Origin of the sequence: Bosea sp. 685, assembly GCF_031884435.1 — a bacterium.
Lineage (GTDB): Bacteria > Pseudomonadota > Alphaproteobacteria > Rhizobiales > Beijerinckiaceae > Allobosea.
Genome location: NZ_CP134779.1, coordinates 3766776 through 3791465, shown reverse-complemented (window position 1 = coordinate 3791465; position 24690 = coordinate 3766776). Strand labels below are relative to the sequence as shown.

Below are 24690 nucleotides of genomic sequence, written 5' to 3'. Positions count from 1 at the left end.
TCAGCCAAGCTCCGTCGTTGCGATTCCGAAAGCGCGCGATAGCCCGTCGACCATGAAGTTCACGCCGACGATCAGGCTCGACAGCATCAGCGCCGGCAGCAGCAGGAACCAGGGATCGGTGAAGACGACGCCCATCGCTTCCTGAACCATCAGCCCCCAATCGGGCGTGGGTTGGCTGATACCCAGGCCAAGGAAAGACAACGCGCTGATCCGCAGCACGGCCGACGAGATCCGCACGGCCAGCTCCACGCCGAGAAGCCCGGTCATGTTCGGCAGGATCTCGCGCAGCATCACGGCAACCCGGCTCTCCCCGCGCAGTTCGGCTGAGCGCACGAAGTCGAGCGTCGACAGGCTGATCGTCTTGGCGCGGATGACACGGACCGCGCCCCAGCAATAGACCGTGGCGATCACCGGTATCAGGGCGGCGATGTCCTTGCCGAGAGCCAGGGTCAGGATCGCGATCAGAATGATTTCGGGAATGGCCATCATCGCATCGACGATGCGCATGACGATCTCATCGAACCGCCCGCCGAGATAGCCGGCGAGGATGCCGAGTGCCGTGCCGAAGGCGAGCGCGATCGCGACGCCGCAGAACGACACCATCAGAGCGACCCGCCCGCCCGCGATGATGCGGCTGAAATAGTCGCGCCCGATCTGGTCCGTTCCCATCAGGAATTGCCAGGACGGCCGCTGCAGCGGCGCACCGACAAGAGCGCTCGGATCATGCGGAGAGATCAGCGTCGCGAAGATCGCCAGGAAGAGGTGGATGGCGACGAGCACGAAGCCGATGAAGGTCGCGGGCTCCGCGAGCGCGCGCCGCAATGATGGATTCAGGAATCTTTGCGCGGCGATCGGCCGGCCGGTTTCGAGAGGCACATCAGCCATGTTGCGACCTCGTACGGACACGTGGATCCAGCATCAGGATGGCGATGTCGGCCACGAGATTGGCGGCAACGACAGCCAGGGCCGCGAGGAAAGCGATCGCCTGGATGGTTGGAATTTCCCGTTGCGCGAGCGCGCGCAGGAGTTCGCCGCCGACGCCGGGAAACTTGAACACCGACTCCACGACGACGGAGCCCGACAGCAGGGCGGCGACGAAGGTCGCGGTCCCGTTCAGCATCGGGATCAGGGCCGATGGCAGCGCGTGCCTCAGGCAGATTCGCCAGTTCGGGATGCCCGCCAGCCGCGCCCGCTCGACATAATCGCTGCCGAGCGCTTCGATCATCCCGGTCCGCAGCAGCCGGAACTGATAGGCGGCGCCGTGAATGCAGAGCGCCATCACCGGCAGGATCGCGGCGACCAGAATCGTGAGCTTCGGCGCATTGGTGGACGCGAAGATGACGGCTGGAGTGAGCCCGAGCCAGACCGCGAAGATGATGACGAGCACGTTGCTGACGACGAAATCGGGCATCGAGTAGGTGAACAGCGTTGTCCCGCTGATCCAGTTATCCAACCGCCCGCCGGGCTTGAGGCTCGAGAGGATGCCCAGCGTGATCACGATCAGCAGCATGACCAGCAGGGCCACACCGGCCATGATGGCCGAGTTGATCACGGGGTGGATGATGCGATCATACACCGGCTCGCGCTTGATGATCGTGACGCCGAAATCGAAGCTGAACAGCCGGTTCCACACTTCGAGGAACCGGACCGGCAGCGCGCGATCAAGCCCGTACTCGGTCCGCAGCTTGGCCAGTTGCGCGGGCGTATAGAACGCCAGTTCCTCGGCCGGCATCGTCGCGGTCAGTGCATCGCCCGGCAGAACCTCTGTGCCAAGAAAGACGATCAGTGCCGTGAAGCTCAGAATGAAGAAGGACAGAAACAGCCTTCTCCCCATCATGCTGACGATCTGCGTCATGTCGCCTGTCCTCGATGAAGCCGGGAAAATGGCGAAGCAGGGGAGACCCTGCTCCTTGCAGGCTCAGGCGGAGATCCAGACGTCGTCGAACCGGCTGCTCCAGTTCTGCGAATGCGATTTGAGGTTCTGCACCTTTGGCGCGTGCGCCAGCATATTGCGCCGGCCGCCTAGCACGATGGCCGGCGTATCGGCCTGAACGATTTTCTGCAGTTCCTTGTACATCTCGAGGCGCTTTCCATCGTCCGCCTCGGCGATGGCCTTCTCATAAAGTTTCCCGAACTCGTCAGCTTTCGCACCCTTCCACCCGCCGGATTCGGTGGGGTTGGTGATGAAGCGGCCAAGGTTGATCGCAGGGTTGCGGGGACCGATGAGGGAGCGGGCGGGAAGGCCGATCGGCGCGTTGACCCGCACGGCATAGTCGTTGAAGCCGTCGCAAGGCATCTCGCGGATTTCAAGCCTGATGCCGCCCCGCTTCAGCGATTCCGCGACGATCGCCATGATCCGCGGCTCCTCGGGGAAAGACGGGCAGAAGATCATCGGCGGCAAGGTCAGGCCGTTCGGATGCCCCGCCTCGGCCAGCAGCGCCTTGGCTTGGGCCAGATCATAGGCTTTGTCGCGCGGCTGGAATTCCGGATTGATGCCGGACATATGGGTGTCATTGCCGACCCAGCTTCCGGGGTCGTTATAGACGATGGTGTTGATGGCGTTGCGATCGATGCACAGGCTGATGGCGAGCCGGATCTTCGGATTATTCCAGACGAAGTCCATGTTCTGCGGCAGGCCCAGCAGGAACTGGTCGCCGCCTTTCGATTTGTCGATGCGACCGCCGGCGCCTTCGTACTGACCTGCTGTCGTCGGGTCGATGTTGAAGACGGCATTGAATTGGCCGGATCGAAAGCCATTGATCGCGGTTTGCGAATTGACGATGTAGCCTTCGAGTTCATCCAGGAAGGGCCGACCCTTGAGCCAGTAGTTCTCGTTGCGGACGGCCTGGAACCCGCGTCGGTTGTCCACCTGGACGATCTTGAAGGGGCCGGTTCCGACGCCGTCCCTCAGGATGCTGTCGGGGCGCGCCGCCGGGACGATGACCACGCGATATTCCGCAAGCGCGTAAGGCCATTCGGCATAGCTCGCCTTCAGGATGAAGCGCACGCCATATTTGCCCTGGGCCTCGACGCGGTCGAACCATTTGTTGATGAAGGAGCTGCCCCGTTGCGCGATATGCGCCTCGACCGAGGCGACCACGTCCTCCGACGTCATCTCCCGGCCATTGTGGAACATCACGCCCTCGCGGAGCTTGAAATCCCAAACCTTGAGGGTTGCGTCGGTGGCTGCCCAGCTCTGCGCAAGCTCGCCCTGAAGCTTGAAGTCATGATCGATCCAGATGAGGCAGTTCCAGATCGAACGCGTCAGGAGGTCGATCCAGTAATAGGGATGCTTGCCATTGTCGGAGGTGCCGACGGCCCAGTTCGGATAGGTCTGGCCGTAGACCAGCTTGCCACCGGTCTTCGGCGTGGCTCCAGCGGGCAAGGCGGCCCAGGACGGCAGCTCTGCGGCCGCGACGTCGGACGGACCCGCCAGGGACTGCAGGCCGAGAGCCGAAGCGCCCGCGCCGACGAGTTGCAGGAACTGTCTCTTCGAAATCGACTGTCTCTTCGAAGTCGTCGTCATAGGAGTTCCTCCTGGAAATCAGATGAACCGAAGCTGCTGGGTGCCGGATCGCGTTGACCGTTGGATGACAGAGGGATGTTGGGGGCCGGAGGCAGGTTAGGCCGGCATCCTCGTCCTCACGCGCTCCATGGGGTCGACCAGGTCTTGACGTTGGTGAAGCTCTTCATGGCTTCGACGACGCCCTCCTTGTATCCGAGGCCGGAATCCTTGATGCCGCCGAAGGGCGACATCTCGATGCGGTAGCCCGGGACTTCCCAGAGGTTGACGGTGCCGACCTCGAGCTCGGCGATGAGGCGCTGGATATAGTCGAAGCGGTTGGTGCAGATGCCCGAGGACAGGCCATAGGCGGTCGAGTTCGAGATGCGGATGACCTCGGCGATATCGTTCGGGACACGAATGATCGGGATCACCGGCCCGAAGGTCTCCTCATGGACGAGCTCGCAATCGTAAGGAATGTGATCGACCACCGTCGGGTGGAACAGCGCGCCCTGGCGCGGCGCGCCGTGCAGAACCTGCGCACCGCGCGAGACGGCATCCGCCACGCGGGCCTCGAACAGTTTTGCCGAGCGCTCGTTGATGACGGTGCCGACATCGGTCTCGGGGTCCATCGGGTCGCCGCACTTCAATTTCTTCGCCTTTTCGACGACGAGTTTTGAGAATTCCTCGGCGACGCTCTCGACGACGAGGATGCGCTTGACCGCGGTGCAGCGCTGGCCCGAGTTCTTGGTCGCGCCGGTGACGGCGAGTTCGGCCGCCTTGTCGAGGTCGGCATCCTCCATCACGATCAGCGGATCATTGCCGCCGAGTTCGAGCACGATGCGCTTGTAGCCCGCTGTCGCGGCGATGTGCTTGCCGACGCGCACCGAGCCGGTGAAGGTCACCAGATCGGCATCGGGATCGGTGATCATGGCGTCGCCCATGGTCGAGGGATTGCCGGTGACGACCGAGAGCATCTCGGGCGGCAGCCCGGCCTCATAGAGCACATCGGCCAGCGCCAGTGCCGTCAGCGGCGTCAGCTCGGTGGGCTTGAGCACGAGGCGGTTATTGGTCGCGATCGCCGGCGCCAGCTTGTGGCTGACCATGTTGAGCGGGTGGTTGAACGGCGTGATCGCCGAGATCACCCCGAGCAGCGGCTGGCGCGTCGTGAAGATTTTTCGCGCCTTGCCGTTGGGCGAGATGTCGCAGGAGAACATCTCGCCATCGTCCTTGATGGTGAGCTGGGCCGCAAACGACCAGACGTCATAGGCCCGGCTCGCCTCATAGAGCGAATCCTTCCAGCACAGCCCGGCTTCCGCCGTGATCAGCCGGGCGAAGTCTTCCTTGCGGTCGCGCAGCAGCTCGGCCGTCGTCTGAAGGATGCGCTGGCGCTCGAAACGGGTCAGCTTCGGCTTGAACGCCTTTGCCTTGGCGAAGGCCTCGCGGACATGCTCGGGCCTGGCCGCCGGGATCAGCCCGACGACGCTGTCGTCATAGGGGTTGCGAACCTCGACCATGTCGTCGGTCGAGACCAGCTTGCCGGCGATCCGCATCGCCTCGCGGCGCAGCGGCGGCTTGATGTTGACGGTCATGATCAGCCCACCAGGTTGAGGGCGACGTCGAAGACGTCGAAATTGCGCAAGGTCCGACCGGCGGGAACCGAGATCGCGCGGTTGGCGATCATCGGCACGGTCTGCTCGGTCAATCCGCCATGCGAGCGCAGCGGCTCGGTCAGGCCCGACAGGTCATGCTTGTCGGGCGAGGTGCCGAGTACCTTGTGGCGGGTCGAGACGACGACGACGTCACCGATGCGGTCGGCCGGCAGCTCGAAACGCTCGCAGGCCTGGGGCGAGGTCAGCGCGACCTCGATTCCGTCGATCCCGGCGATCCGGCTGGCGACCTCCTGCTGGCTCGCGCCGTCCGGCAGATAGATCGTGGCGAAGGAGCCGAGCGCGCCGTGATGCACGACGTAAGGGTCGGTGATCGGCAGGATCACGCGCATCGCGCCTGCTCCATACCACTCGTCCATCAGACCCTGCAGATAGATCACGTCGGGCTCGCCCGAGGTGAGATGCTTGTCGTTCATGCCGTGGTCGGCGGTGATGACGAGCGTGCATCCGGCGGCGTCGAGCTGCCCGACATAGGCGTCGAACATCTCATAGAAGGCGTTTGCGACGTCAGAGCCCGGCGCCGCCTTGTGCTGCACATAGTCGGTGGTCGAGAGATACATCACGTCCGGCTTGAACGTGGCGAGCAGCTTCACGCCGGCCGCGAAGACGAACTCCGAGAGATCGGCCGAATAGACCGAGGGCAGCGGCAGGCCGACGAAGTCGAGGACGTTCTGGATGCCGTTCTCGGCCATGTTGGCCTTGTCGGCTTTCTCCGACGAAAACGCGATCGCGGTCCCGGTCGTGAAGTCGAGGCCCTTGCCCAGCAGCGTCCGGAGCTTGTCCTTGGCCGTCACCATCGCGACCTTGAGGCCGGCCTTCTGGAACTCGGCCAGGATCGTCGGCGCGCGCAGGAAGCGGGCATCGTTCATCATCACCTCTTCCCCGGCCTCGCGGTCGTAGAAGAAGTTGCCGGCGATGCCGTGCACGGCCGGTGGTCGGCCGGTGATGATCGAAAGGTTGTTGGGGTTGGTGAAGCTCGGAATGACCGAGAGCGCCGTCGTGTTCGCCCCCGTCTTCATCAGCCGGTCGAGATTGGGGGCAAGCCCGGCCGCGATCGCCTTCTCGATATAGCCGGGCTCGGAGCCGTCCACGCAGATGACGACCACAGGCCGGGCAGGGCGCCGGTATGAGCGCCCGTTGGCGACGACGTCGGAGCCGATGGTGGCACGCATGTTCATGGGGACATCCTTTCGAGAAGCCGGGGCAAACTGCGCCGGGGGCTGATCGTCGTTCGCACCGGGCGCGGCACGGCGTCAGGGTGTTTTCGGAAAAGCCGCGACGGGTGCCGTCGCGGCCCGAGCCTTCGCTGGATCCCAGACCTTCAGCGGATCCGGAGTCTTCTGCGGATCCAGCGCCTTCAGCGGATCATGGCGCGGACGCGGGAGGAGATGAGATCGGCGGCAAGCACCATCGCCAGGATCAGCAGGATGCAGGTCGCGGTGTCCTGGTATTTGAACAGCTTCATCGAGGAGACGAGCTCGAAGCCGATGCCCCCGGCGCCCACCATTCCCAGCACGGTCGACTGGCGCACATTGGTTTCCAGCCGGTAGAACACCGTGCCCAGCCAGGTCGGCAGGACCTGCGGCAGGACGCCGAAGAAGAACGTCTTGAACGGGCCGACCCCGGCCGAGCGGAAGGCCTCCAGCGGGCCTTCGTCGATGTCCTCCATCGCCTCGGCGAAGAATTTTCCGAGCATGCCGGCGCCATGGATGGCGAGGGCCAGAACACCGGCAAAGGGGCCAAGGCCGATGGCGGCGACGAAGATCAGCGCCAGGATGATCTCGTTGATGCCGCGCATGCAGTTCAGGATCTGGCGCGTCGCGTGGTAGACGAGCGGGCTTGGGCTGAGATTGCGCGCCGCGAAGAAACACACCGGCACGGCGATGACGACGCCGAGCAGGGTGCCCCAGACCGCGACCTGGAGGCTCTCCAGCGCCGGCTTCCAGAGCCGGTCGAGGAACTCCGGATTGGGCGGCATCATCCGCACCAGGAAATCCCACATATAGGGAAAACCGCTCCAGAGATTGGTGGCGTTGATCTCGGAGCCCAGCGCCGCCCACCACAGGAAGGCGATGATCGCCAGCGTCAGGGCGCTGACGCCCCACCAGCCGAAACGCCCCTGCGGGGGACGCAGGACAAGCTGCAAAGTACCCAATGACATGGCTTGCGGTCCCTTCGGTTTCAGGCTGTTGCGGTGGCGACGAGCGGAGCCGCAAGCGGCTGCCTGGCGGCGGCGCGCGGCTTCAGCACGCGGCCGATGCCGGGGTCTTCCAGGCCGGGATAGATCTGGTGGACGATCTCGGCGGTCAGGTGGTCGGGTGTGTCGTCGAAGACCACCTTGCCGCCGCTGAGACCGACGATCCGCTCGCCGAATTCGACGGCATAGTCGACCTGGTGCAGGTTGCAGATCACGGCGATGCCCTGTTCCTTGCAGATCGCCTTGAGGTAGCCGAGCACGATCCGCGAGGTCTTCGGATCGAGGCTCGCCACCGGCTCGTCGCAGAGGATCACGGCCGGCTGCTGCGCCAGCGCCCGGGCGATGCCGACGCGCTGCTGCTCGCCGCCCGAGAGCTGGTCGCCGCGCGCATTCGCCTTGTGTGGCAGCTCGACCCGCGCCAGCGCCTCCATGGCGATCTCGACATCGCGCCTGGGGAAGAGCTGCAGCATCGTCAGGATGGAGGAGAGACCCGCCATCCGGCCGACGAGCACGTTCTTCAGGACGGAGAGCCGCTTCACCAGATTATGGTGCTGGAAGATCATCGCGACCGGCCGCTCGCCACGCGCATTGCTCTTCGTGTCGTAGACGGCGCCGTCGATCAGCGTGCGCCCCGCATCGGGCTGCACCAGCCCGTTGATGCAGCGCAGCAGCGTCGATTTGCCAGCCCCGCTCGGCCCGAGCACGACGAGGAATTCGCCGGGCTCCACCGTCAGGTCGATGCCCTGCAGGACAGGGCGACCGGCATAGGATTTCTTCAGGCCTTCGATCTTGATCATGATGGATCCTCCCCGGTCGCGCCGGGCTGCTACTTCATCTTGACCAGATCGAGCTTCAGCACCTTCGCGGTGTCGCGAATGATGTCGTAGGCCTGATCATTGGTCTCGACGAAGCGGTTGAGCTTGCCCTGATCGGCCCAGGTGATGTCCCGGATGTTCAGGAAGGCGGTCTTGATCTGCTGCTTGAGGTCGTCGGGCAGGTTCTTGCGCCAGCAGGTCGGCGATTCCGGAATCGGGTCCGAACGCCAGACGACGTGGATGTCGGCGGCATCGACCAGTTTTTTCTGGACCGCGGCGTCGAGGATCCGGTCGGCGATCGTGGCGGCGTCGACGCGCTTATTGGTGACGGCGAGCGCATTGGCGTCGTGCGAACCGGTGAACAGGACCCGGCCGAAATCCTTCTCCGGATCGAAGCCCAGCTTCATCAGCCCCGCCTTGGGAAAGAGATGGCCGGAGGTCGAGGACGGGTCGACAAAGGCGAAGCTGCGCCCCTTCAGGTCCTTCACCTCCTTGATGCCGCTGTCTTTCCTGGTGATGATCTGGCTGTGGTAGAAGGTCCGGCCCGATTTGGCGGTTTCGGCGGTCGCGAAGGCCTCGATGGCCGCGACCGTGGTGCCCAGCACATAGGAGAAGGGGCCGAGATAGGCGACTTCGACATGGCCCGAGCGCATCGCCTCGATGACGCCGTTGTAATCGGAGGCGACGAAGCCCTGGACCTTGATGCCGAGATTCTTTTCAAGCGCATCCAGCAGCTGCCGGCTCGATTCCAGCATGGCGCGCGAATCTTCCGACGGAATCAGGCCGACGCGGATGAGCTTGGTCTGCGCCTTGCCGAGATTGGGCATCGCCAGCAGGGCGCCTGCGGCCGCGAGCGACCCCGTCAACATGCTCCGGCGTGACAGTGTTGGGCGTGAAATTCTCCGACGTGAAATGTTCATGTCATCCTCCCAGATGATCCGGTGGTCTTTGACCTTGCCGGTGAACGCGTGGGCATGATTGCCCGAGAGATTTGCGAGAGACCCGCGAGAGGCCCGCTTGTCAGGCGGCTTTGGCGGCGTGCCTCCCGATGAAGTTGCGGCCGCGCTCGCCTTCCAGCGCCTTGTCGACGAGGCGATTCCAGTCGGCCGGCGAGACCCCGTAGGCGGAGGGCTCTGTCTTCACGCCGAGATCGTGCAGGAAGGCGGTCAGGCGCTCGGCGCCAGCCTCGAGGTCGGGGCCGAAGACCCTGCGCAGGGCCGCGTCGCATTGCGGCTGCACGCCCATCGCCCAGCGCATCACCATCGGCAGCGAGAAGGAGCAGGCGATGCCGTGGATCGTGCCGGCCTTCAGCGTGATGTCGTAGGAGATGTTGTGGGCGAGCGCGGTCTTGGTGTTGGAGAAAGCCAGGCCCGCCAGCAGGCTGGCCCGCATCTGGCGAACCCTGAGCTCGAGATCGCCGGGCGCGTCGAGCAGGCGCGGCAGCGTATCGAGGATCTCGCGCGCCGCCTCCACGGCATAATTGGCCGAGACGGGGTTACCGTTGACGTTCCAGATGCTTTCCAGGGCATGGGAGAGCGCGTCGAGGCCTGTCGCCAGGGTCAGGCCGCGCGGCGCCGCGAGCGTCAAGGCGGGGTCGAGCACTGCCGTTTCCGGATAAAGCCCGGGATGGGCCAGCGAGTATTTACCGCCATTGGCGGCGTCCCAGACCGTCGCCCAGGAGGTGACCTCGCTCCCGGTCCCGGCCGTCGTCGGCACGGCGATGATCGGCACGATCCCGGCCGCGGCGAGCGGAACCTTGTCGACGAGATGGCGGCGCACGGTCTCGAAATCGCCGCCGCTGGCCGCGAGCACCTTGGCGGCGTCGATCATGGAGCCGCCGCCAAGCGCGACGATGACCTCGGCCCGCTGCTCGGCCGCGCCGAACCGGCGGCAGGATTCGACGAGATCGGCGCAGTCGGGGTTGGTTTCGATGTTCGTGATCGTCGCCACCGGCGCGCCGGCGACGGCCGCCAGACGCTCCGACAGCGCCTTGAAGATCGGCTGGTCATAGGTGACGAGCGCCCAGCGCCGCTTGCCGATCAGGCCCGCGACCTCGTCGAACAGCCCCGCACCGAAACGGATCTTGACCGGATTCCAATAGGCCCACTGCATGCGTCCACCCTCGCTTCTTGCCGCCGTCGCACTGTCCCGGCGCCGTTGGAGGGGATGCTCACAAAGGACGAACCAAGAAACAAATTGATTTTTCAGAGCCGATAGATAGAAATTTTATATGCGTTATTCGCAACTTCGATCGTTCCATGCCGTCGCCAGCGCGGGCGGCTTCAACGCGGCCGCGGCGCAGTTTCACATCAGCCAGCCCACCCTGACCGCACAGGTCGGGCTGCTCGAGGAGGAGTATGGCGTCGAGCTGTTCGTCCGCAGGGGCCGGCGCCGCGAACTCAGCGATGCCGGCCGGCACTTGCTGGCGATCACGACGCGCCTGTTCGCCGAGGAAGGCGAGGCGCAGGCCTTCCTGGAGCAGTCGCGCGAATTGAGGACCGGCCGGCTGTCGATCAGCGCCGTCGGCCCGTTTCACGTCACCGAGATGCTGGCGGCCTTCAATCGCGCCTATCCCGGCATCGAACTCGCGGTCAAGCTCGGCAATTCGACCGCGGTGCTGGACGATCTGTTCGACTACAAATCCGACGTCGCGATCCTCGCCTATATCGACGAGGACGACCGTCTGCTCACCATCCCTTATCGCCGCCACCCGGTTGCGGTGTTCCTGCGCAAGGATCATCGCTTCGCGCGGCGCAAGAGCATCGCGCTCGCCGAGCTCGAGGGCGAGCCCATGATCATTCGCGAACACGGCTCGACGACACGGCGCGCTTTCGAGGAGGCGCTCCTGGCGGCGAAGACAAAACCGCGAACCGTGATGGAGATCGGCAGCCGCGAAGCCATTCGCGAAGCGGTCATCCGTGGGCTCGGCATCAGCTATGTGTCGGTGGCGGAGTTCGTGCCCGATCCCGATCTGCGACTGATCCCGATCTCTCATTCGGAGATTTATACCTATGCCCATGTCGTCGTGCTGAAGAAGCGTGAGACGAGCCGGATCGTCGGGGCCTTTCTGGACGTGGTCCGGCAGACGAGGGAGGCATAGCCGCGACAGACGACCTCGCGCCTCCAGGCGCGCATGCGCCGTGAGGTTTCTGAAGGCGCGCGGGCCAAGTCACGGCAGCCGCACGCGCCTTTTCGCCGCTCGTCGATAAATCGGGTGCGCCCGTAGACGGTCCTTGGCGAGGTTTGGCGACCCCGTGGCAAAACCGCAAGATCGGTCGAGCAGGTTATGGCCGTCAGCGACTAACTGGGGTCGCCACGGAGGAAGAGACCAAGAGACGATGAAGGCGGCACTAAAAAACTACCATGCCCGGATGCAGCGGGTGCTGGACCACATAGACCGGCATCTGGACGGTGATCTCGGCCTGGAAACGCTGAGCGGCGTCGCGGCGTTCTCCAAATTTCATTTCCACCGGCAGTTCATGTCCACCTTCGGGGTGTCCGTGCATCGCTATGTCCAGCTTGCCCGTATGAAGCGCGCTTCGTACCGGCTGGCCTACAGGGACGCCCAAAGCGTCACGGACATAGCGCTGGATGCCGGTTACGATGCGCCCGATGCCTTCGCCCGCGCCTTTCGGCAACGGTTCCGCCAGTCGCCTTCGTCGTTCCGGAAGTCTCCCGACTGGGAACCGTGGTTTGCGGCCTTCGGGCCTTTCGACGATGCGAGGAGCAAGCTCATGCAGACGAATTTTACCACTGACGATGTGATGATCCGCGATGTGCCCCCAACCCCGGTGGCGATCATGGAGCATCGGGGCGATCCGGCGACGCTTGGCGCCACGATCCAGCGCTTCATCGCCTGGCGTAAGGCCGCTGGCCTGCACCCCAGTACGAGTCCGACCTTCAATGTCTGGCGTTCCGAGAGGCGGCCCGCTTCCCCGGCCGACTATAGCAACGACCTTTGTGCCGGGACCGACCGGCCGATCGAGGCGCATGGCGAGCAGATCAAAGCCGGCGAGATCCCCGGCGGACGCTGCGCGGTGCTGCGCGTCGTCGGCAACACCCATAATCTGGAGCCCGCCGCACTCTACCTTTATCGCGATTGGCTTCCGGTCAGCGGCGAGGAAGCCCGCGACTTCCCGATCTATTGCCAGCGGCTGAGCCTGTTCCCGGAGGTGCCAGAGCATGAGGCGGTCGCGGAGCTGTTTCTGCCGCTGAAATAGCGCGCTTGCGACGGCGGCCTGTCTCTTCCGATCGCCGGAAACGGATAGGCTGCCATCCGCCCCATCCCGGTCTTTATGGGCGGACGGCTTAAGCGGCAAACCCATGCCTTGTCATAAGAGAATTCAGGTGATGTCGGCGCTTTCCATGCCAAAAATACCTTGGATATTCATTTGGTCAGTCCTTGAATGGCTCGAATGACGATCAGCTTTATTTCTTCGACAGCCTTCGGATAGGATTTCTTGACGGCCTCATCGAGGATGAATTCTCTTTGAACATTGGGGCGAACGATCTTGGCTGCGACGAATGCGCCGGATTCATACTCGACCTTGATGGCGCCGTAGCCGAGAATGGCAGGGCCGATCGACTCGGCGACCAGCGATTTCAGCGTGGCGAGCCCTTCGATTTCGGCCTCTATCCGGATGGTCAGGGCAGCTTTACGCGCCGCATCTTCCAGTAATGCGCGCACGACATGCCCTTTGGGCGGAAGCAGCAGTTTGTGCTGAAGCGCCTCCGCCAGCGTTACCGTCTCCTTCCTGATGTCGATCAGGCCTCTTCGGGCGAACAGATAGAGATCTTCAAACAGCAAGGAGCGGCTGGCCTTGTCTCCGCGTTCGCGCAGATTGACGGCCAGGTCGAACAGATTGTCGTCGACGCCGGCGCGCATCTGGAGGCTGGTCCCTTCCGAGATTCTCAGCTGGATTTGCGGGAAACGCGTCTTGCATTCGTGGAGCACGCGCGGCGCGACCAGGGGCGCGATCGACGCCAGAAGGCCGACCGATACGACGCCGCCGGGCTGGTCCCTGCGCTCGCGCATCGCGATTTCCGCCGTGTTGACGGCACTGAGAATGGCTTTCGCATGGCCGAGCAGCACAAGCCCGGCCTCTGTCGGCTCCACGCCGTCGGACCGGCGGTACAAAAGCGGCTCGCCGACGGCCTTCTCAAGCTCTGCGATGTGATAGCTCAACACCGGTTGCGTGACGCTCGACAGGCTCGCCGCCGCCGTCAGCGACCGCCTTTCACAGATATTGACGAAAAACGTAAGCCGCCTGATGTCGTATGCCATGCCGCCGATCCCTGCGGTAAGCCATTCAAGTTTTGTATGTCGATTACGAAGTTTTGAATTAGCCTTTTTATATCAGGCGCGCAATTTTGAGCCCAAGAATGTTGCAAGCCACGAAGCTTGCCACGCCTGGGAGGTTTCGATGTCGATAGCGCAGCCACACATCCGTGGGGATGGTCCAGGCGCCTTGCCCGTTGCGGCATCGCGCCCGCCGCTCAGCCGGCATTGCGACGGCACCGCGCCCGCCCGGCATGGCGGCCTCAGAGGCCGTTTGGAAACTCCAGCCCTCATCCTGAGGAGCCGCGAAGCGGCGTCTCGAAGGATGTTCCAGATGGTTCCGGGGCCTCCTGGAGCTTCCCTCGAGATGCCATTCCCGAAGCATCGGCCCGAAAAGTGGGAACCGGTTTTCGGGACAAGCCGATGCAAGATCAAAACCCCGGAATGGCTCCTCAGGATGAGGGCTCGGGTGGTTGTCAAACAGCCTCTCTGCGCGACGCTGGCGGCCGGGCGGCCGCACCAGGCCTGACGCGAAGTCGACCTCACCACGCATCGATCCGCGCAATCTCGATCCCGCACCGGCCTGAGGAATCATGGCACCAGGAAACACGACACCACGTATCGTCATCTCGAACGTCACCAAGCGTTTCCGCCGGGCAGGCGGCAAAGTGATCGTTCCCGTCGACGACATCAGCCTGACCGTGGACGAGAACGAACTCGTTGTCCTGCTCGGCCCCAGCGGTTGCGGCAAGACGACCCTGTTGCGCTGTGTCGCGGGATTGGAGAGGCCCGACGAAGGCGAGATCAGCATTGACGGGCGTATCGTCTTCTCCGCGTCCAGGGGCATCTTCATCCCGCCGGACCAGCGCCAGATCAGCATGATCTTCCAGTCCTATGCGCTGTGGCCGCACATGACCGTGGCGCAGAATGTCGGCTATCCCTTGGAAGGCCGCAAACTGTCGAGCGCGGCGATTGCCGAACGAGTCGGCCAGGCGCTGGAGATGGTCGGCGTCGGGGGGCTGGAGGGGCAGTATCCCGGCCGGATCAGCGGCGGCCAGCAGCAGCGCGTCGCGCTGGCGCGGGCGCTGGTGTCGAATTCGTCGGTCGTGATGTTCGACGAACCGCTGTCGAATGTGGATGCGCAGGTGCGCAGCCAGTTGCGCTTCGAGCTCAAGCGCATGCAGCGGCAGATCGGCTTCTCCGGCCTCTATGTCACGCATGACCAGACCGAAGCGATGGAGTTGGGGCATCGCGTCGCCGTGCTGCAATCGGGCCGGATCGCGGCACTCGACACACCACGGCGCGTCTATGAGGAGCCGCCTAACCACTACGTCGCCAATTTCGTCGGGGTGAGCAATTTCCTGCCGGGCACGGTGCGCTCGGCCGATGGCGGCAGCATCGTGGTCGAGGCTGCGGAAGGCCTGTTTCGGGTCGCGTCCGGCACGGCGGCCTATCCCGCCGGCGCGCCCGTCATGCTGGTGCTGCGCCCGGAAAAGATCACGCTCCTCCCGGCCCAGCCCCGGGACGTCAGCGAGAACACCGTCAAGGTGCGGATCGAAGCGCAGCTCTTCTCCGGCGACCACACCGAATATGTCGTCACAATCGGCGACAAGACCCTCCGGGTCTGGTCGCATGACGACAGCCTGCGCAACCTGTCCGAAGGCGATCCCGCCTGGATAACGGTCAGCCCCGCCGCGCTGCGCCTGGTTCCCGCCGCGGGAGCGCAGGCATGACGCATCGTCCCGAGACGGCCCTGCGAAAGCCTGCCGGGCTGCCTGTGCTGCTTCAGCCGCTGACGCTTGCCACCGTCCTGAGCTTTGTGGCGCTGGCGGTTCTCATCATCTATCCGCTGGGGCGGATGTTCCTGTCGACGCTGGTCCCGGGCGGCGTTCCGAACATGGCTGCCCTCTCGTCCCTGCTGGCGCAGCCATGGTTGCTGCCCGTCCTGGGCAACACCTGTCTCGCCGTCGGCGTGAGCACCGTCTTCGCGGTGGCGATCGGCGCGATCTTCGCCTGGCTGAACGAGCGGACCGACGCCAATCTCGGCCTCTTCGCTACGCTCCTGCCGATCATTCCGCTGCTGCTGCCGAGCGTGGCGCTGAGCATCGGCTGGGTCTTCCTGGCTGCCCCCAATGTCGGGCTGATCAACGGCGCGCTCGCGCGCCTGTTCGGCACTGATGCGGCGCAGCTTAACATCTATGGCTGGGTCGGCCTGATCTGGGTCTACACCATTCATGGCGTACCCTATGCCTATCTCGTCGTGTCCTCGGCGATCCGGAACCTCGATCCGGCGCTTGAGGAAGCGTCCCTGATCAGCGGCGCCGGCTTGCTTCGCACCCTGATGCGTATTTCGCTTCCGGCGATCGGGCCGGCGCTGGCAGGGTCCTGCCTGCTCGTCGTCATCTCCGGCCTCGGCACCTATTCGATTCCGGCGATCATCGCGACCACCGCGGAAATCGACGTCCTGCCGACCAAGATCGTGCATCTCCTGGTCAAGGACTATCCCCCGCATCTGGCCGATGCGCAGCTGCTTGGCCTGATCATGCTTCTGGTCGTGATGGGCTTCTGGCTGTTGCAGCGCAGATTGTCGAAGGCCGGCAAATTCGTCTCCGTCGGCGGCCGCGCCGCGGGGTCCGCGCCGCTGCCGCTCGGGCGCTGGCGTCGCCCGGCGCGAACCCTGATGTGGCTTTACATCCTCGTCGCGTCGATATTGCCCATCGCCGCGCTGCTGCTGGTGTCGGTGCAGCCATACTGGTCTCCGGTCATCGACCCCGCCAGGTTCACGCTGCTGCATTTCGAGCAGGTCCTGTTCGTCAATCGCGTCACCTTCGCGGCGTTCCGCAACAGCCTGATGCTGGCGGGCACCGGTGCCACGATCGCCATGGCCATCGCAATCCTGACGGCGATCTACGCCGCGTTTCGCGGTGGCGTGCTGGGCCGCATCGTCGATGTCGTGATCAAGTCGCCGGCGACGATCCCCAACCTGGTGATCAGCCTGGCGTTTCTGACGACGTTCAGCGGTGCGCCGTTCTTCTTGTCGGGCACGCTGACGATCCTGCTGATCGCATTCATCGTGATGTATATTCCGCCCGGCTCCATCGCCGCCGCCTCGGCCCTGACGCAAGTGGGGGCGGATCTGCGCGAGGCGTCCTATATTGCCGGAGCCGGCGAAGGCCGCACCATCCGGCGCATCGTCCTGCCGATCGCTCTTCCCGGCTTTGCCGCCGGCTGGACGCTGGTGTTCGTTCACATGATGGGCGACCTGTCCGCCTCGGCCTTGCTCGCCGGCGTACAGACGCCCGTCATCGGCTTCGCCATCCTGACGATCTGGGAAACGGGCAGCTTCGGCCTGCTCGCGGCGTTCTCCACCATCATGTGCCTGCTGAATGCCGTGGTCGTCGGCGCGATGCTGTGGTTCGTGCGCTCACGGTCGGTTCGGTGACCGCGATGCACTGCTCCGCGCCTCCGCACCCCGACGTCGCCGACCCGCTTCGCTCAGCCGGAGCAGCCCTGCTCGGCGCGATCCGGGCCGGAGGCTTGCTCTCTCATGCGGACATCGCGGCGCCCGCGACGCTGGACGACGCCTATGCGATCCAGAATGCGATCGTTGCCGGGGCAGGGCCTGTCGGCGGCTGGAAGGTCGCGCCCTTGCGCGAGGGCGGCGAGCCGCGCTGCTCGCCGCTGCCGCACCTGCTCTTCGCAGCGAGCCCGGCGAGGTTCAATGCGGGTTTTCTGGCAACATGCCGGGCGGAAGTCGAAATCGCCATCTGCCTGGGAGCAGATCTCGTGCCGCGGCAGGAGGCGCTGTCGATGGCGCAGGTCACGGCCGCCATCGCCACGATCCATCCCGCGATCGAACTGCTTTCGAGCCGGTTTTCGGAAGCTGACACGGCCCCCGATCTCTCTCGCCTGGCTGATCTGCAGAGCTGTGCCGGCGTCGTCATCGGCGCGGGGCGCACGGATTGGCACGAGATCGCATTGTCGGATCTGTCGATCGAGATCGCTCTCGACACTGAGCTGCGGCAGGCGAGCCTGCCGAAGCCTTCGCTCGAACGAACGCTCGCCGCCATTGGATGGCTGGCGGTGCATGCCAGCAAGCGCGGGCTTCATCTCAAGCGCGGCGACATCGTCATGACCGGCGCCCGCCTCGGGCCGCTGGCGCTGGCCTCCATTCGCAAGGCCATCGCGCACATCGAAGCCCTGGGCGAAACCACGATTTGCGTCTGCTAGGCCCATTTCCAACGGAGTCATCAGTCATGTCCCCAGCCTCGACGCTCACGAAGATCTGGCGAACCCTGCTTGCGGGCCTGGGCGTCTGTGCAGCGACCATCGCCTATGCGCAGGACCAAGCCGCGCTTGAAGCGGCCGCCAGGGCGGAGGGGAAGCTGACGCTCTACACCTCCTCGGTGGATGCCGAGACGCAGGACATCGTCAAGAGCTTCGAAGCCCGCTACCCGTTCATCAAGGTGGAGTGGCTGCGCTTTCCCTCGACGACGCTGTTCACCCGCTTCTCCGGCGAGACGGCCGCCGCGACCTATCATGCGGACGTGCTCTATTCCGGCTCCTCGCAGCTTTACCAGCTGCGTCCGGACCTGTTCGTGGAACTGACCCCGGAGGTCGTGCCGAACATCTCCAAGGTCATCGTGCCGGCCAAGAACACGCATTATGTCGTGGGCGAAGTGCTGCCGCACATCGTCGCCTATAATACGAATACTGTTTCGGCCAAGGACATCCAGCAGCATCTGAAAAGCTGGAAAGATCTCGCCGACCCACGCTGGCGCGGCAAGATCGCGATGGTGGACCCCAAGATCTCGACCAACATGGTCTCCTGGCTCATGCTGATGCGCGAGACCTATGGCGAGGACTGGGTGAAAGGCTTTGCCGCCAACCAGTTCCGTGTCGTGACCGGTGGTCCGTCGGGCGCCCAGCAGGTCGCGGCCGGCGCCTTCCAGATGGTCGTTCCCAGCGTCATCAACCATTCCACCGATATCCGGGCGCAGGGCGCGCCCATCGGCCTTCTGAGCCCGGACGGGCCGACCCATGGGCTGGAAATGGCCATGGGACTGCCGATGAAGGCCCCCCATCCCAACGCCGCGCGGCTCTATGTCAACTGGAAGCTCGGCCGGGATGCGGCGCTGCTCCTTTGCAAGATCGGTGGTGTCCCCAACGTGCCCGCACCGACCGAAGTGCCATGCCCCGCCATGTCCGCGCGTCACGTTGGATCAAACGACATGATCACACCCGAGCAGCAGAAGGATGTCCTGTCTGCTTACGGGTTAAAACCCTGAATACACGGGTAAAATCGGCGCAATCGCATTTCTCCACCCAAGAACTTTCCACTCAAGAACTTTCCGCCCGATAATCAAGGAGATCACCGCATGACAACCTCCGGCCTGACCAAGAACCCCTCCGCACCGCAGGTCGATCCCGCAATCATCGCTGTGCTGCGCAGCATCGCGGTTGCGTTGCTGAGCGACAATCTGCATCGCAGCTGCGGCAGCTCCGGGCTGCTGCCTTATCATTCGCCGGCCCCGCTTGTCGGGACCGCCGTGACGGTGCGCACCCGTGGCGGCGACAATCTGGCTGTCCTGCGAGCCTATGATTATTGCCGCCCCGGCGACGTCATGGTCATCGATGCGGGCGGGGATCCCTGGAATGCCGTCTTCGGCGGCATCATGTCGTTCGGCGCCCAGTCCCTGGGGCTCGCCGGCATGATCGTCGACGGCGCCATTCGCGACGTTGCCGAGATCCGCGAGCGGACGTTCCCGGTCTATGCGCGCAGCGTCAGCCATCGCGGCCCTTACAAGGATGGGCCGGGGGCGATCAACGTCCCGGTGACCGTCGGCGGCATGGTGGTCTGCCCCGGTGATATCGTCGTCGGGGACCAGGACGGGCTTTGCGCCTTTTCCCCGGATATTGCCGAGACGGTGATCGCAAAAGCGCTGGCTCAGCATGCCAAGGAAGAAGCGACGATGCAGGAGATCCGGGAGGGCCGCTGGGACCGCTCATTTGTCGATCACCTGGAAGCACGGTGCATGAACTGAGCCGGTTCCGAATGGAGCGGCCGGGGCAAAGAGGCGTCTGATCCACCGCGCTGCCCCGGCTGGGCCTGACCATGACGGCGCAGGCTGCCGCATTGCCTAGTCAGCTTCGGGTGGATTGCGGAAGTCGCGAATCATATGATCGGCGACAGAGCATTCTGAGGGCGCTATGCATCCGCTTGACTTCGCACGTTCGCTTTCTTCTCCATTCTTGGCGTCGTTATTCGGTTTAGGTCTGTGCTTCGTCACGCCAGGGGGAGCATTGGCCAAGAGCAGCGGACCGGCCATAGAAGCAAGGATATCGCTCATCAAACTGGTTCGGATCGCGGCGATGCAGGCCGACTACGGGCAACCAGTGGAAGCCCATACTGACCGCCGATGTCAGGACGAAATGGCCGCAGCATGGGTCGCTGAAGCAACAAAATCTGCGGGCGGATTTCCTATAGATTCCCAGCGCTTATGCCGCCTCGCGGACGAAACCTATGCCGACAAGGATTCAAGAATCATAATCGTTCAGGCTAGATCTGGTGCGTCGTGCGAAATATTCAAATTGAGTCTTGATAAATTTACTCTAAAATCACAAGGCAATGTAGAATTCAAAACAATTTCTACACACAGCATAAACACCGAACGCTCACTCAATTTAATGAAGCGCGCAGGCAGATATTATCGGATAAACGATCACTCCGTTGATTGTAGCGATGGAAAATACTCCGTCCGGTTCCCTCGGAGGGCATTTTATCATTTTTTCTAGGACCGCCCTCTCGACATACAAAAATTGAGATGCGCGCCTTAGATCGCAAACGGAGATGGACCGTTTGGCTCCAGGCATCGCGTTCACAGCCGGGCGCCAATGTCCAAGATGGCTCGACTCCGGCCCTGACGTGGCTGCGTGCCGGAGGTCTTCTCCCGACGCTCGGCTGCCTGCAGTCGTCGACTGGGCGCAACGACCGGCTGGGATGGGGCACGGATGTTGAATTGCTAAAGGCGAAACGTGCCTAGGATGCGGACGGGCGGCCAAGCGACACATTCAATGGCATCGAAGGTGATGCCGAAGGGCTCAAACGGTTGCGCGGCAAATGCGAGTGCCTGGCTCCGCTGAGCGGTCGCAACGGACACTGCGATAGACAGGTGGGGTGTCCATTGCTGCGGTCGATAATGCGGGTCGCATAGCGCGGGATCGACGATCTCGTGAGCTTTCGCATGCAGATCGATCAAGCGCTGATCCCATCTGGGCGCTAGCCACAAAACGATTGGATCGGTGTCAAACATGCCGATGCGATCAAATGTAAGCGAGAGCGGCGCCTCCCTCTGGAACGCTCTCCCGGCTCCGATAAGCAGGTGGGACGGACGCTTTGAATAGCGCGTCAGCGTGATATGCGGCGGGTAGCCCAGCGGCCGGATCGAAGGTGAGCTTTCGAATGCGGAAGCTCTATCGACCAGTTGCCAAAATGGGCGCGCATCTGAAGCCGTGCGCAAAGTGATGCCGAACATCATTCGACTGATCTAGCTGACTGCATGCGTAAAGCAACGGCCGCGACGGGGCCGGTTTGGGCCGCCACTGGCAAAAGGCCGCTCCCGGCGCGTCTAAAAGCGGAAGCGCGCGGGCGCGGTGCCTTCAGTTCTAGAAGATCACTTGCGCCCAGCCGGCAAGAAACTCGCCGCTGCCGGCCCCGGCCTGCTTCAGCCGTTCGCCGGGCGTGTAGTGGACATAGGTTCCGCCGATGGTGAGGTGCTCGGTCGCGCTCCAGGTCAAGGCCAGGCTGGTCTGCTGGCCGATGAACCGGCCGGTTCCACCGGCGCTGCCCCGGACCGGGCTGAGCGGTGGCGCATAGAAGGCGTCCGCCTCCGCCTGTTTCCAGAGCGGGTTCCAGCCGAGCGTGAGATTCAGCTTTGGCGTCAATGACAGCGTCAGGTTCGGCTGGAGATCGAGCAGGTTCGCCGGCGCGGCGAGATTGGCCTCGGAGAAATAGGGCAGTTTTGGAAACAGCGGATTGAAGGTGCCGAGCCGGTTGTCGCGCGGGTTCCCGTCGCCGCTGATCGCGTCGGCGTTCAGCCCGAGGCGCGGCGAGAAGGGCAGATCGGCAAAGCTGTAGCCGAGAGCCGCCGAGACGGTCCAGGCGCGGATAGCGGCGGTGCCGAAGCTGCCGAACTGGTAGGCCGCCTCGACATTCCAGTCGAAGCCGCCGCGCTTGCCGAAGAGCCTTGTACCGAGCGTGTGCCGATGCTCGTTCGCCACGCCTTGCGCGAAGCGGGCTTCGTCGCGCTCCAGCCCGAGATAGTAGAGGTCGGCCTTGAGGCCGGGCAGGGCAGGGATCGCAGTCGTCGCGTAGGCGCCCCAGAAGAGTTGGGTCCTGTCATTGCTGTCGTTGAAGCTCCCAAGCTGCGGCGAGACCGGACGAACCAGGAAAGCGTCGATCCGCGTATCGCCCGCGCCGATCCAGGCGGCGCGAACGCCGTCGAAGGCGCGGCGGATATTCGGGCTCTCGCGCACCGAGACGAGCCGCGAGGAGCCGAAGCTCATCTCCTGGCGGCCGCCGCGTAGCATGATCTGGCCGCCTGCCGTCGGGAGCGTCACCTCGCCGAAGGCCTGCAGGATATCGAGCTCGTCCTTCTGCGTCGGCGGCGGCGTGCCGGCCCAGCCCGGCGCGAAACCACTGGCCAGTTCGAGGAAAGCCCGCGCGTGGGGCCCCAGATGCAGGTCGGCGAACAGGAAGGAGCGCAGCAGCGTATAGTCGTTGCGCCGGGGCGCACTGAGGCCGAAGACCGGGGCGCGCGCGGCCTCATAGCGCGCCCTGAGCTCGCCGCCCAAGGTCAGATAGACCGAGCCCGCGCCGTTCAGCGGGATCCATTTCAGCGGATCGAACGGGTCGGTCCGCAAGGACGGGTCGTGCAGCGGCGACCAATCCTCGTTGAAGCGGAGGCTTTCGTAAGGAGGGCGGCCGGGGGAGGTCTGGGCCGGCGCCGCAGTTACCCCCAGCCCGAGCAGCGCGAGCAGCGCCGGGCCGGCGAGGCGCCGCAGGCGGCGACCCCGCTGGAATGCCGACCATGATACCCGCTTCGCCGCGCTCATGCCCCGCGATCCACCGGGGCCGCGCCACTCTCGCGCGGCGCCGAAAGCCCGAGCAGGTGCCGGATGACGGGCGCCTCCGACCCGGCATGGAAGCGCGCCGCCTCGGCCTGGATATCGGCATCGGCCTGCGAGACGCGCTTGTGCTGGCGCAGATGCTCGGCCCAGGACTCGACCATGAACCATTCGACGATGCGCTCGGGATCGGCGGCATCCTCCGCGACGCCCCAGGCGAAAGCGCCGTCGCGCCGCCGCTCCGGCGCGAGCCGGGTGATGGCCGCCAGGAAACCGGCGCGGTTCTCGCGGGCGATGCGGTATTCGATCGTGATCGTCACCGGGCCGCGATCATGTTCGATTGGCTCGGTGATGGCGGGCTCTGGCCAATGCGAGGACGGCGTCAGATCGGCCTCTCCCGCCGGCAGCGGCAGGCGCAGTACGGCGAAGGCGACGACGATGAGCGCCAGCGCCGCCGCGATGAGCGTGGCGTGGATGCCGATCGCCTCCGCGACGAGGCCCCAGAGCAGGCTGCCGGCAGCCGAGGCGCCGTTGAAGACCGTCAGGTAGAGCGCCAGGCCGCGGCCGCGCACCCAGTTCGGCAGGATCGCCTGGATGGTGCCGTTCAGCGTGGTCAGCGCCGCGATCCAGGCCCCGCCGAGGATGAAGAGCAGGATCACCGCGAGCCATTGCGGCGGCACGGCCGCCAGCGCCGCGATGATCGTGGCGGTGACGAGGGCTGCGCCGAGCATGATGCCGTCGATGCCCGTTCGCGCCCGGATGCGCGGCAGCAGGACCGCGCCGCAGATCGCCCCGGCGCCGACAGCCCCGAGCAGCAGGCCGTAGAAGCCGGCGCCACCTTCGAGCAGCCGGCGCGCCACCAGCGGCAACAGCGCCCAGACCGCGCTGGCGCAGATGAAGAACAGCGTGGCGCGCAGCAGGACGCGATGCAGCTCGCGGCTGGCGCGGGCATAGCGCAGCCCGGCCCGGAAGGCGCCGCCGAAATGCTCGCGCAGCGCGTCGTCGGCCCCGGCCGGACGCCGCCACCAGACCAAAGCGGCGACGACGAAGACATAGCTCAGCACATCCGCGCCATAGGTCGCGGCCGCCCCGAAGGCGACGAGCAGCGCGCCGCCGAGCGCCGGGCCGATCGAGCGGGCGATGTTGAAACCGAGCGAGTTGAGCGCCACCGCGTTGCGCAGATCCGGTTTCGGCACGAGCTCGGGCACGATCGACTGCCAGGCCGGCCCCATCAGCGCCGCGCCGACACCGCCCAGAAAAGTCAGCCCGACCAGGATCGCGACGCTCAGCCTGTCGGCGAGCGCCAAGGCCAGCAGCGCGGTGCTGATCAGGCCGAGCAGGATCTGCACGCCGATCAGGAGCTTGCGGCGGTCGACGATGTCGGAGAGCACGCCGGCCGGAATCGCCAGCAGGAAAATCGGCAAGGTGCCGGCGACCTGGATCATTGCCACGGCCGAGGGCGAGCCGGAGAGGTCGGTCACCAGCCAGGCGCTGGCGACGTCGCGCATGAAGCTGCCGATATTGCCCAGGATCGTCGCCGCCCAGAGCACGGCGAAGACGGGCCGGCGCAGCGGCGAAAACGCCGAGGGTGTGGGGGCTTGCGGCGCCGGGGCCTGCCGGGCCGTGTTCGGGATCTCGGCCATCACGGTCGCGCGTCGCCAGTGGAGCGCGCCGCCAGGATCGCCAGCAGCGCGAGACCGCCGATGATCGAGACATGCTCGAAGAAGATGTTCTGGTGCAGCACGCGCTCAGCGGCCGGCTTCAGCCAGAAGGCATGGGCGAAGAGCGTCGCGACTGCGGTGAAGCCGGCGAGCCCGGCGGCGCCGATCCAGGCGTGGCGGCCGCCTGCGATCAGCCAGGCGGAGCCGCCGAGTTGGATCGCGATGACCAGCACGGCGAAGAGCCCGGCGGGTTCGAGTCCGGTCAGGCCGCGGACCTCGGCCGTCGCGCCGCCGAAATCGGCGAGCTTGGCGAGGCCGCTGAGCAGGAAGGGCAGGGCGACCGCGAGCCGGGCGAGAAGCGCCAGCCAGGACCGGCCGAGCAGGGTTGCGACGGCCGGCTGGACGGCAGGGAGCGGCGAGGCCGACATGGGGCGAATCCTT

The 24690-nt window shown here is 64.8% G+C and carries 22 protein-coding genes; 8 read left to right on the top strand and 14 right to left on the bottom strand.

What is annotated here, in order from left to right:
* From RMR04_RS19070 to psrA, 9 genes are all read right to left on the bottom strand, one after another.
* Positions 1–885, bottom strand: a complete 885-nt coding sequence (locus RMR04_RS19070; RefSeq protein WP_311909903.1) for an ABC transporter permease — start codon at positions 883–885, stop codon at positions 1–3.
* Positions 878–1855, bottom strand: a complete 978-nt coding sequence (locus RMR04_RS19065; protein WP_311909902.1) for an ABC transporter permease — start codon at positions 1853–1855, stop codon at positions 878–880. Before RMR04_RS19065 ends, RMR04_RS19070 begins: the two co-directional genes overlap by 8 nt.
* A 63-nt stretch (positions 1856–1918) precedes the next feature.
* Positions 1919–3526 (bottom strand): ABC transporter substrate-binding protein, encoded by a 1608-nt coding sequence (locus RMR04_RS19060; protein WP_311909901.1) that lies wholly within the window; start codon positions 3524–3526, stop codon positions 1919–1921.
* Positions 3527–3642: 116 nt separating this feature from the next.
* Positions 3643–5094, bottom strand: a complete 1452-nt coding sequence (phnY, locus tag RMR04_RS19055) for a phosphonoacetaldehyde dehydrogenase (protein ID WP_311909900.1) — start codon at positions 5092–5094, stop codon at positions 3643–3645.
* 2 nt (positions 5095–5096) lie between these two features.
* Positions 5097–6350, bottom strand: coding sequence for a phosphonoacetate hydrolase (gene phnA / locus RMR04_RS19050; RefSeq protein WP_311909899.1), 1254 nt, complete (start codon positions 6348–6350; stop codon positions 5097–5099).
* A gap of 179 nt (positions 6351–6529) precedes the next feature.
* Entirely contained in the window at positions 6530–7333 is an 804-nt protein-coding gene (gene phnE / locus RMR04_RS19045; RefSeq protein ID WP_311909898.1) for a phosphonate ABC transporter, permease protein PhnE, read from the bottom strand.
* Between the two features lie 20 nt (positions 7334–7353).
* On the bottom strand, positions 7354–8166 hold the full coding sequence (phnC, locus tag RMR04_RS19040; RefSeq protein WP_311909897.1) for a phosphonate ABC transporter ATP-binding protein: 813 nt from the start codon (positions 8164–8166) through the stop codon (positions 7354–7356).
* Between the two features lie 29 nt (positions 8167–8195).
* Complete coding sequence (phnD, locus tag RMR04_RS19035) at positions 8196–9050, bottom strand: phosphonate ABC transporter substrate-binding protein (RefSeq protein ID WP_311909896.1); 855 nt, start codon at positions 9048–9050, stop codon at positions 8196–8198.
* A 154-nt stretch (positions 9051–9204) separates the two neighbouring features.
* Complete coding sequence (gene psrA, locus RMR04_RS19030) at positions 9205–10296, bottom strand: iron-containing alcohol dehydrogenase PsrA (protein WP_311909895.1); 1092 nt, start codon at positions 10294–10296, stop codon at positions 9205–9207.
* A 118-nt stretch (positions 10297–10414) separates the two neighbouring features.
* Here psrA and RMR04_RS19025 point away from each other — a divergent pair, with 118 nt between their 5' ends.
* Both RMR04_RS19025 and RMR04_RS19020 read left to right on the top strand, forming a co-directional pair.
* Positions 10415–11284 (top strand): LysR substrate-binding domain-containing protein, encoded by an 870-nt coding sequence (locus tag RMR04_RS19025; RefSeq protein WP_311909894.1) that lies wholly within the window; start codon positions 10415–10417, stop codon positions 11282–11284.
* Positions 11285–11522: 238 nt separating this feature from the next.
* Complete coding sequence (locus RMR04_RS19020; protein ID WP_311909893.1) at positions 11523–12404, top strand: AraC family transcriptional regulator; 882 nt, start codon at positions 11523–11525, stop codon at positions 12402–12404.
* Between the two features lie 167 nt (positions 12405–12571).
* On the opposite strand, the gene RMR04_RS19015 is transcribed toward RMR04_RS19020, so the two are convergent.
* Entirely contained in the window at positions 12572–13468 is an 897-nt protein-coding gene (locus RMR04_RS19015; RefSeq protein WP_311909892.1) for a LysR substrate-binding domain-containing protein, read from the bottom strand.
* A 587-nt stretch (positions 13469–14055) separates the two neighbouring features.
* Between RMR04_RS19015 and RMR04_RS19010 the strand changes: the two genes are divergently transcribed.
* From RMR04_RS19010 to RMR04_RS18985, 6 genes are all read left to right on the top strand, one after another.
* Complete coding sequence (locus RMR04_RS19010; RefSeq protein WP_311909891.1) at positions 14056–15195, top strand: ABC transporter ATP-binding protein; 1140 nt, start codon at positions 14056–14058, stop codon at positions 15193–15195.
* On the top strand, positions 15192–16904 hold the full coding sequence (locus tag RMR04_RS19005; RefSeq protein WP_311909890.1) for an ABC transporter permease: 1713 nt from the start codon (positions 15192–15194) through the stop codon (positions 16902–16904). Before RMR04_RS19010 ends, RMR04_RS19005 begins: the two co-directional genes overlap by 4 nt.
* Positions 16874–17692, top strand: coding sequence for a fumarylacetoacetate hydrolase family protein (locus RMR04_RS19000; RefSeq protein ID WP_311909889.1), 819 nt, complete (start codon positions 16874–16876; stop codon positions 17690–17692). Before RMR04_RS19005 ends, RMR04_RS19000 begins: the two co-directional genes overlap by 31 nt.
* Before the next feature lie 26 nt (positions 17693–17718).
* Positions 17719–18750 (top strand): ABC transporter substrate-binding protein, encoded by a 1032-nt coding sequence (locus tag RMR04_RS18995; protein ID WP_311909888.1) that lies wholly within the window; start codon positions 17719–17721, stop codon positions 18748–18750.
* Between the two features lie 90 nt (positions 18751–18840).
* On the top strand, positions 18841–19506 hold the full coding sequence (locus tag RMR04_RS18990; protein ID WP_311909887.1) for an RraA family protein: 666 nt from the start codon (positions 18841–18843) through the stop codon (positions 19504–19506).
* A 166-nt stretch (positions 19507–19672) separates the two neighbouring features.
* Positions 19673–20257, top strand: coding sequence for a hypothetical protein (locus RMR04_RS18985; RefSeq protein ID WP_311909886.1), 585 nt, complete (start codon positions 19673–19675; stop codon positions 20255–20257).
* 227 nt (positions 20258–20484) lie between these two features.
* Here the strand turns inward: RMR04_RS18985 and RMR04_RS18980 are convergent, their stop codons facing one another.
* From RMR04_RS18980 to RMR04_RS18965, 4 genes are all read right to left on the bottom strand, one after another.
* Complete coding sequence (locus RMR04_RS18980) at positions 20485–21000, bottom strand: 2'-5' RNA ligase family protein (protein ID WP_311909885.1); 516 nt, start codon at positions 20998–21000, stop codon at positions 20485–20487.
* Positions 21001–21127: 127 nt separating this feature from the next.
* Entirely contained in the window at positions 21128–22576 is a 1449-nt protein-coding gene (locus RMR04_RS18975) for an alginate export family protein (protein ID WP_311909884.1), read from the bottom strand.
* The gene (locus RMR04_RS18970; protein WP_311909883.1) at positions 22573–24231 is read right to left on the bottom strand and encodes an MFS transporter; all 1659 of its coding nucleotides are present in this window, start codon (positions 24229–24231) and stop codon (positions 22573–22575) included. The genes RMR04_RS18975 and RMR04_RS18970 overlap by 4 nt, the downstream gene beginning before the upstream one ends.
* A complete protein-coding gene (locus RMR04_RS18965; protein WP_311909882.1) occupies positions 24231–24677 on the bottom strand; it encodes a DoxX family protein in 447 nt (148 codons plus the stop codon). Before RMR04_RS18965 ends, RMR04_RS18970 begins: the two co-directional genes overlap by 1 nt.
* Positions 24678–24690: the final 13 nt, after the last annotated feature.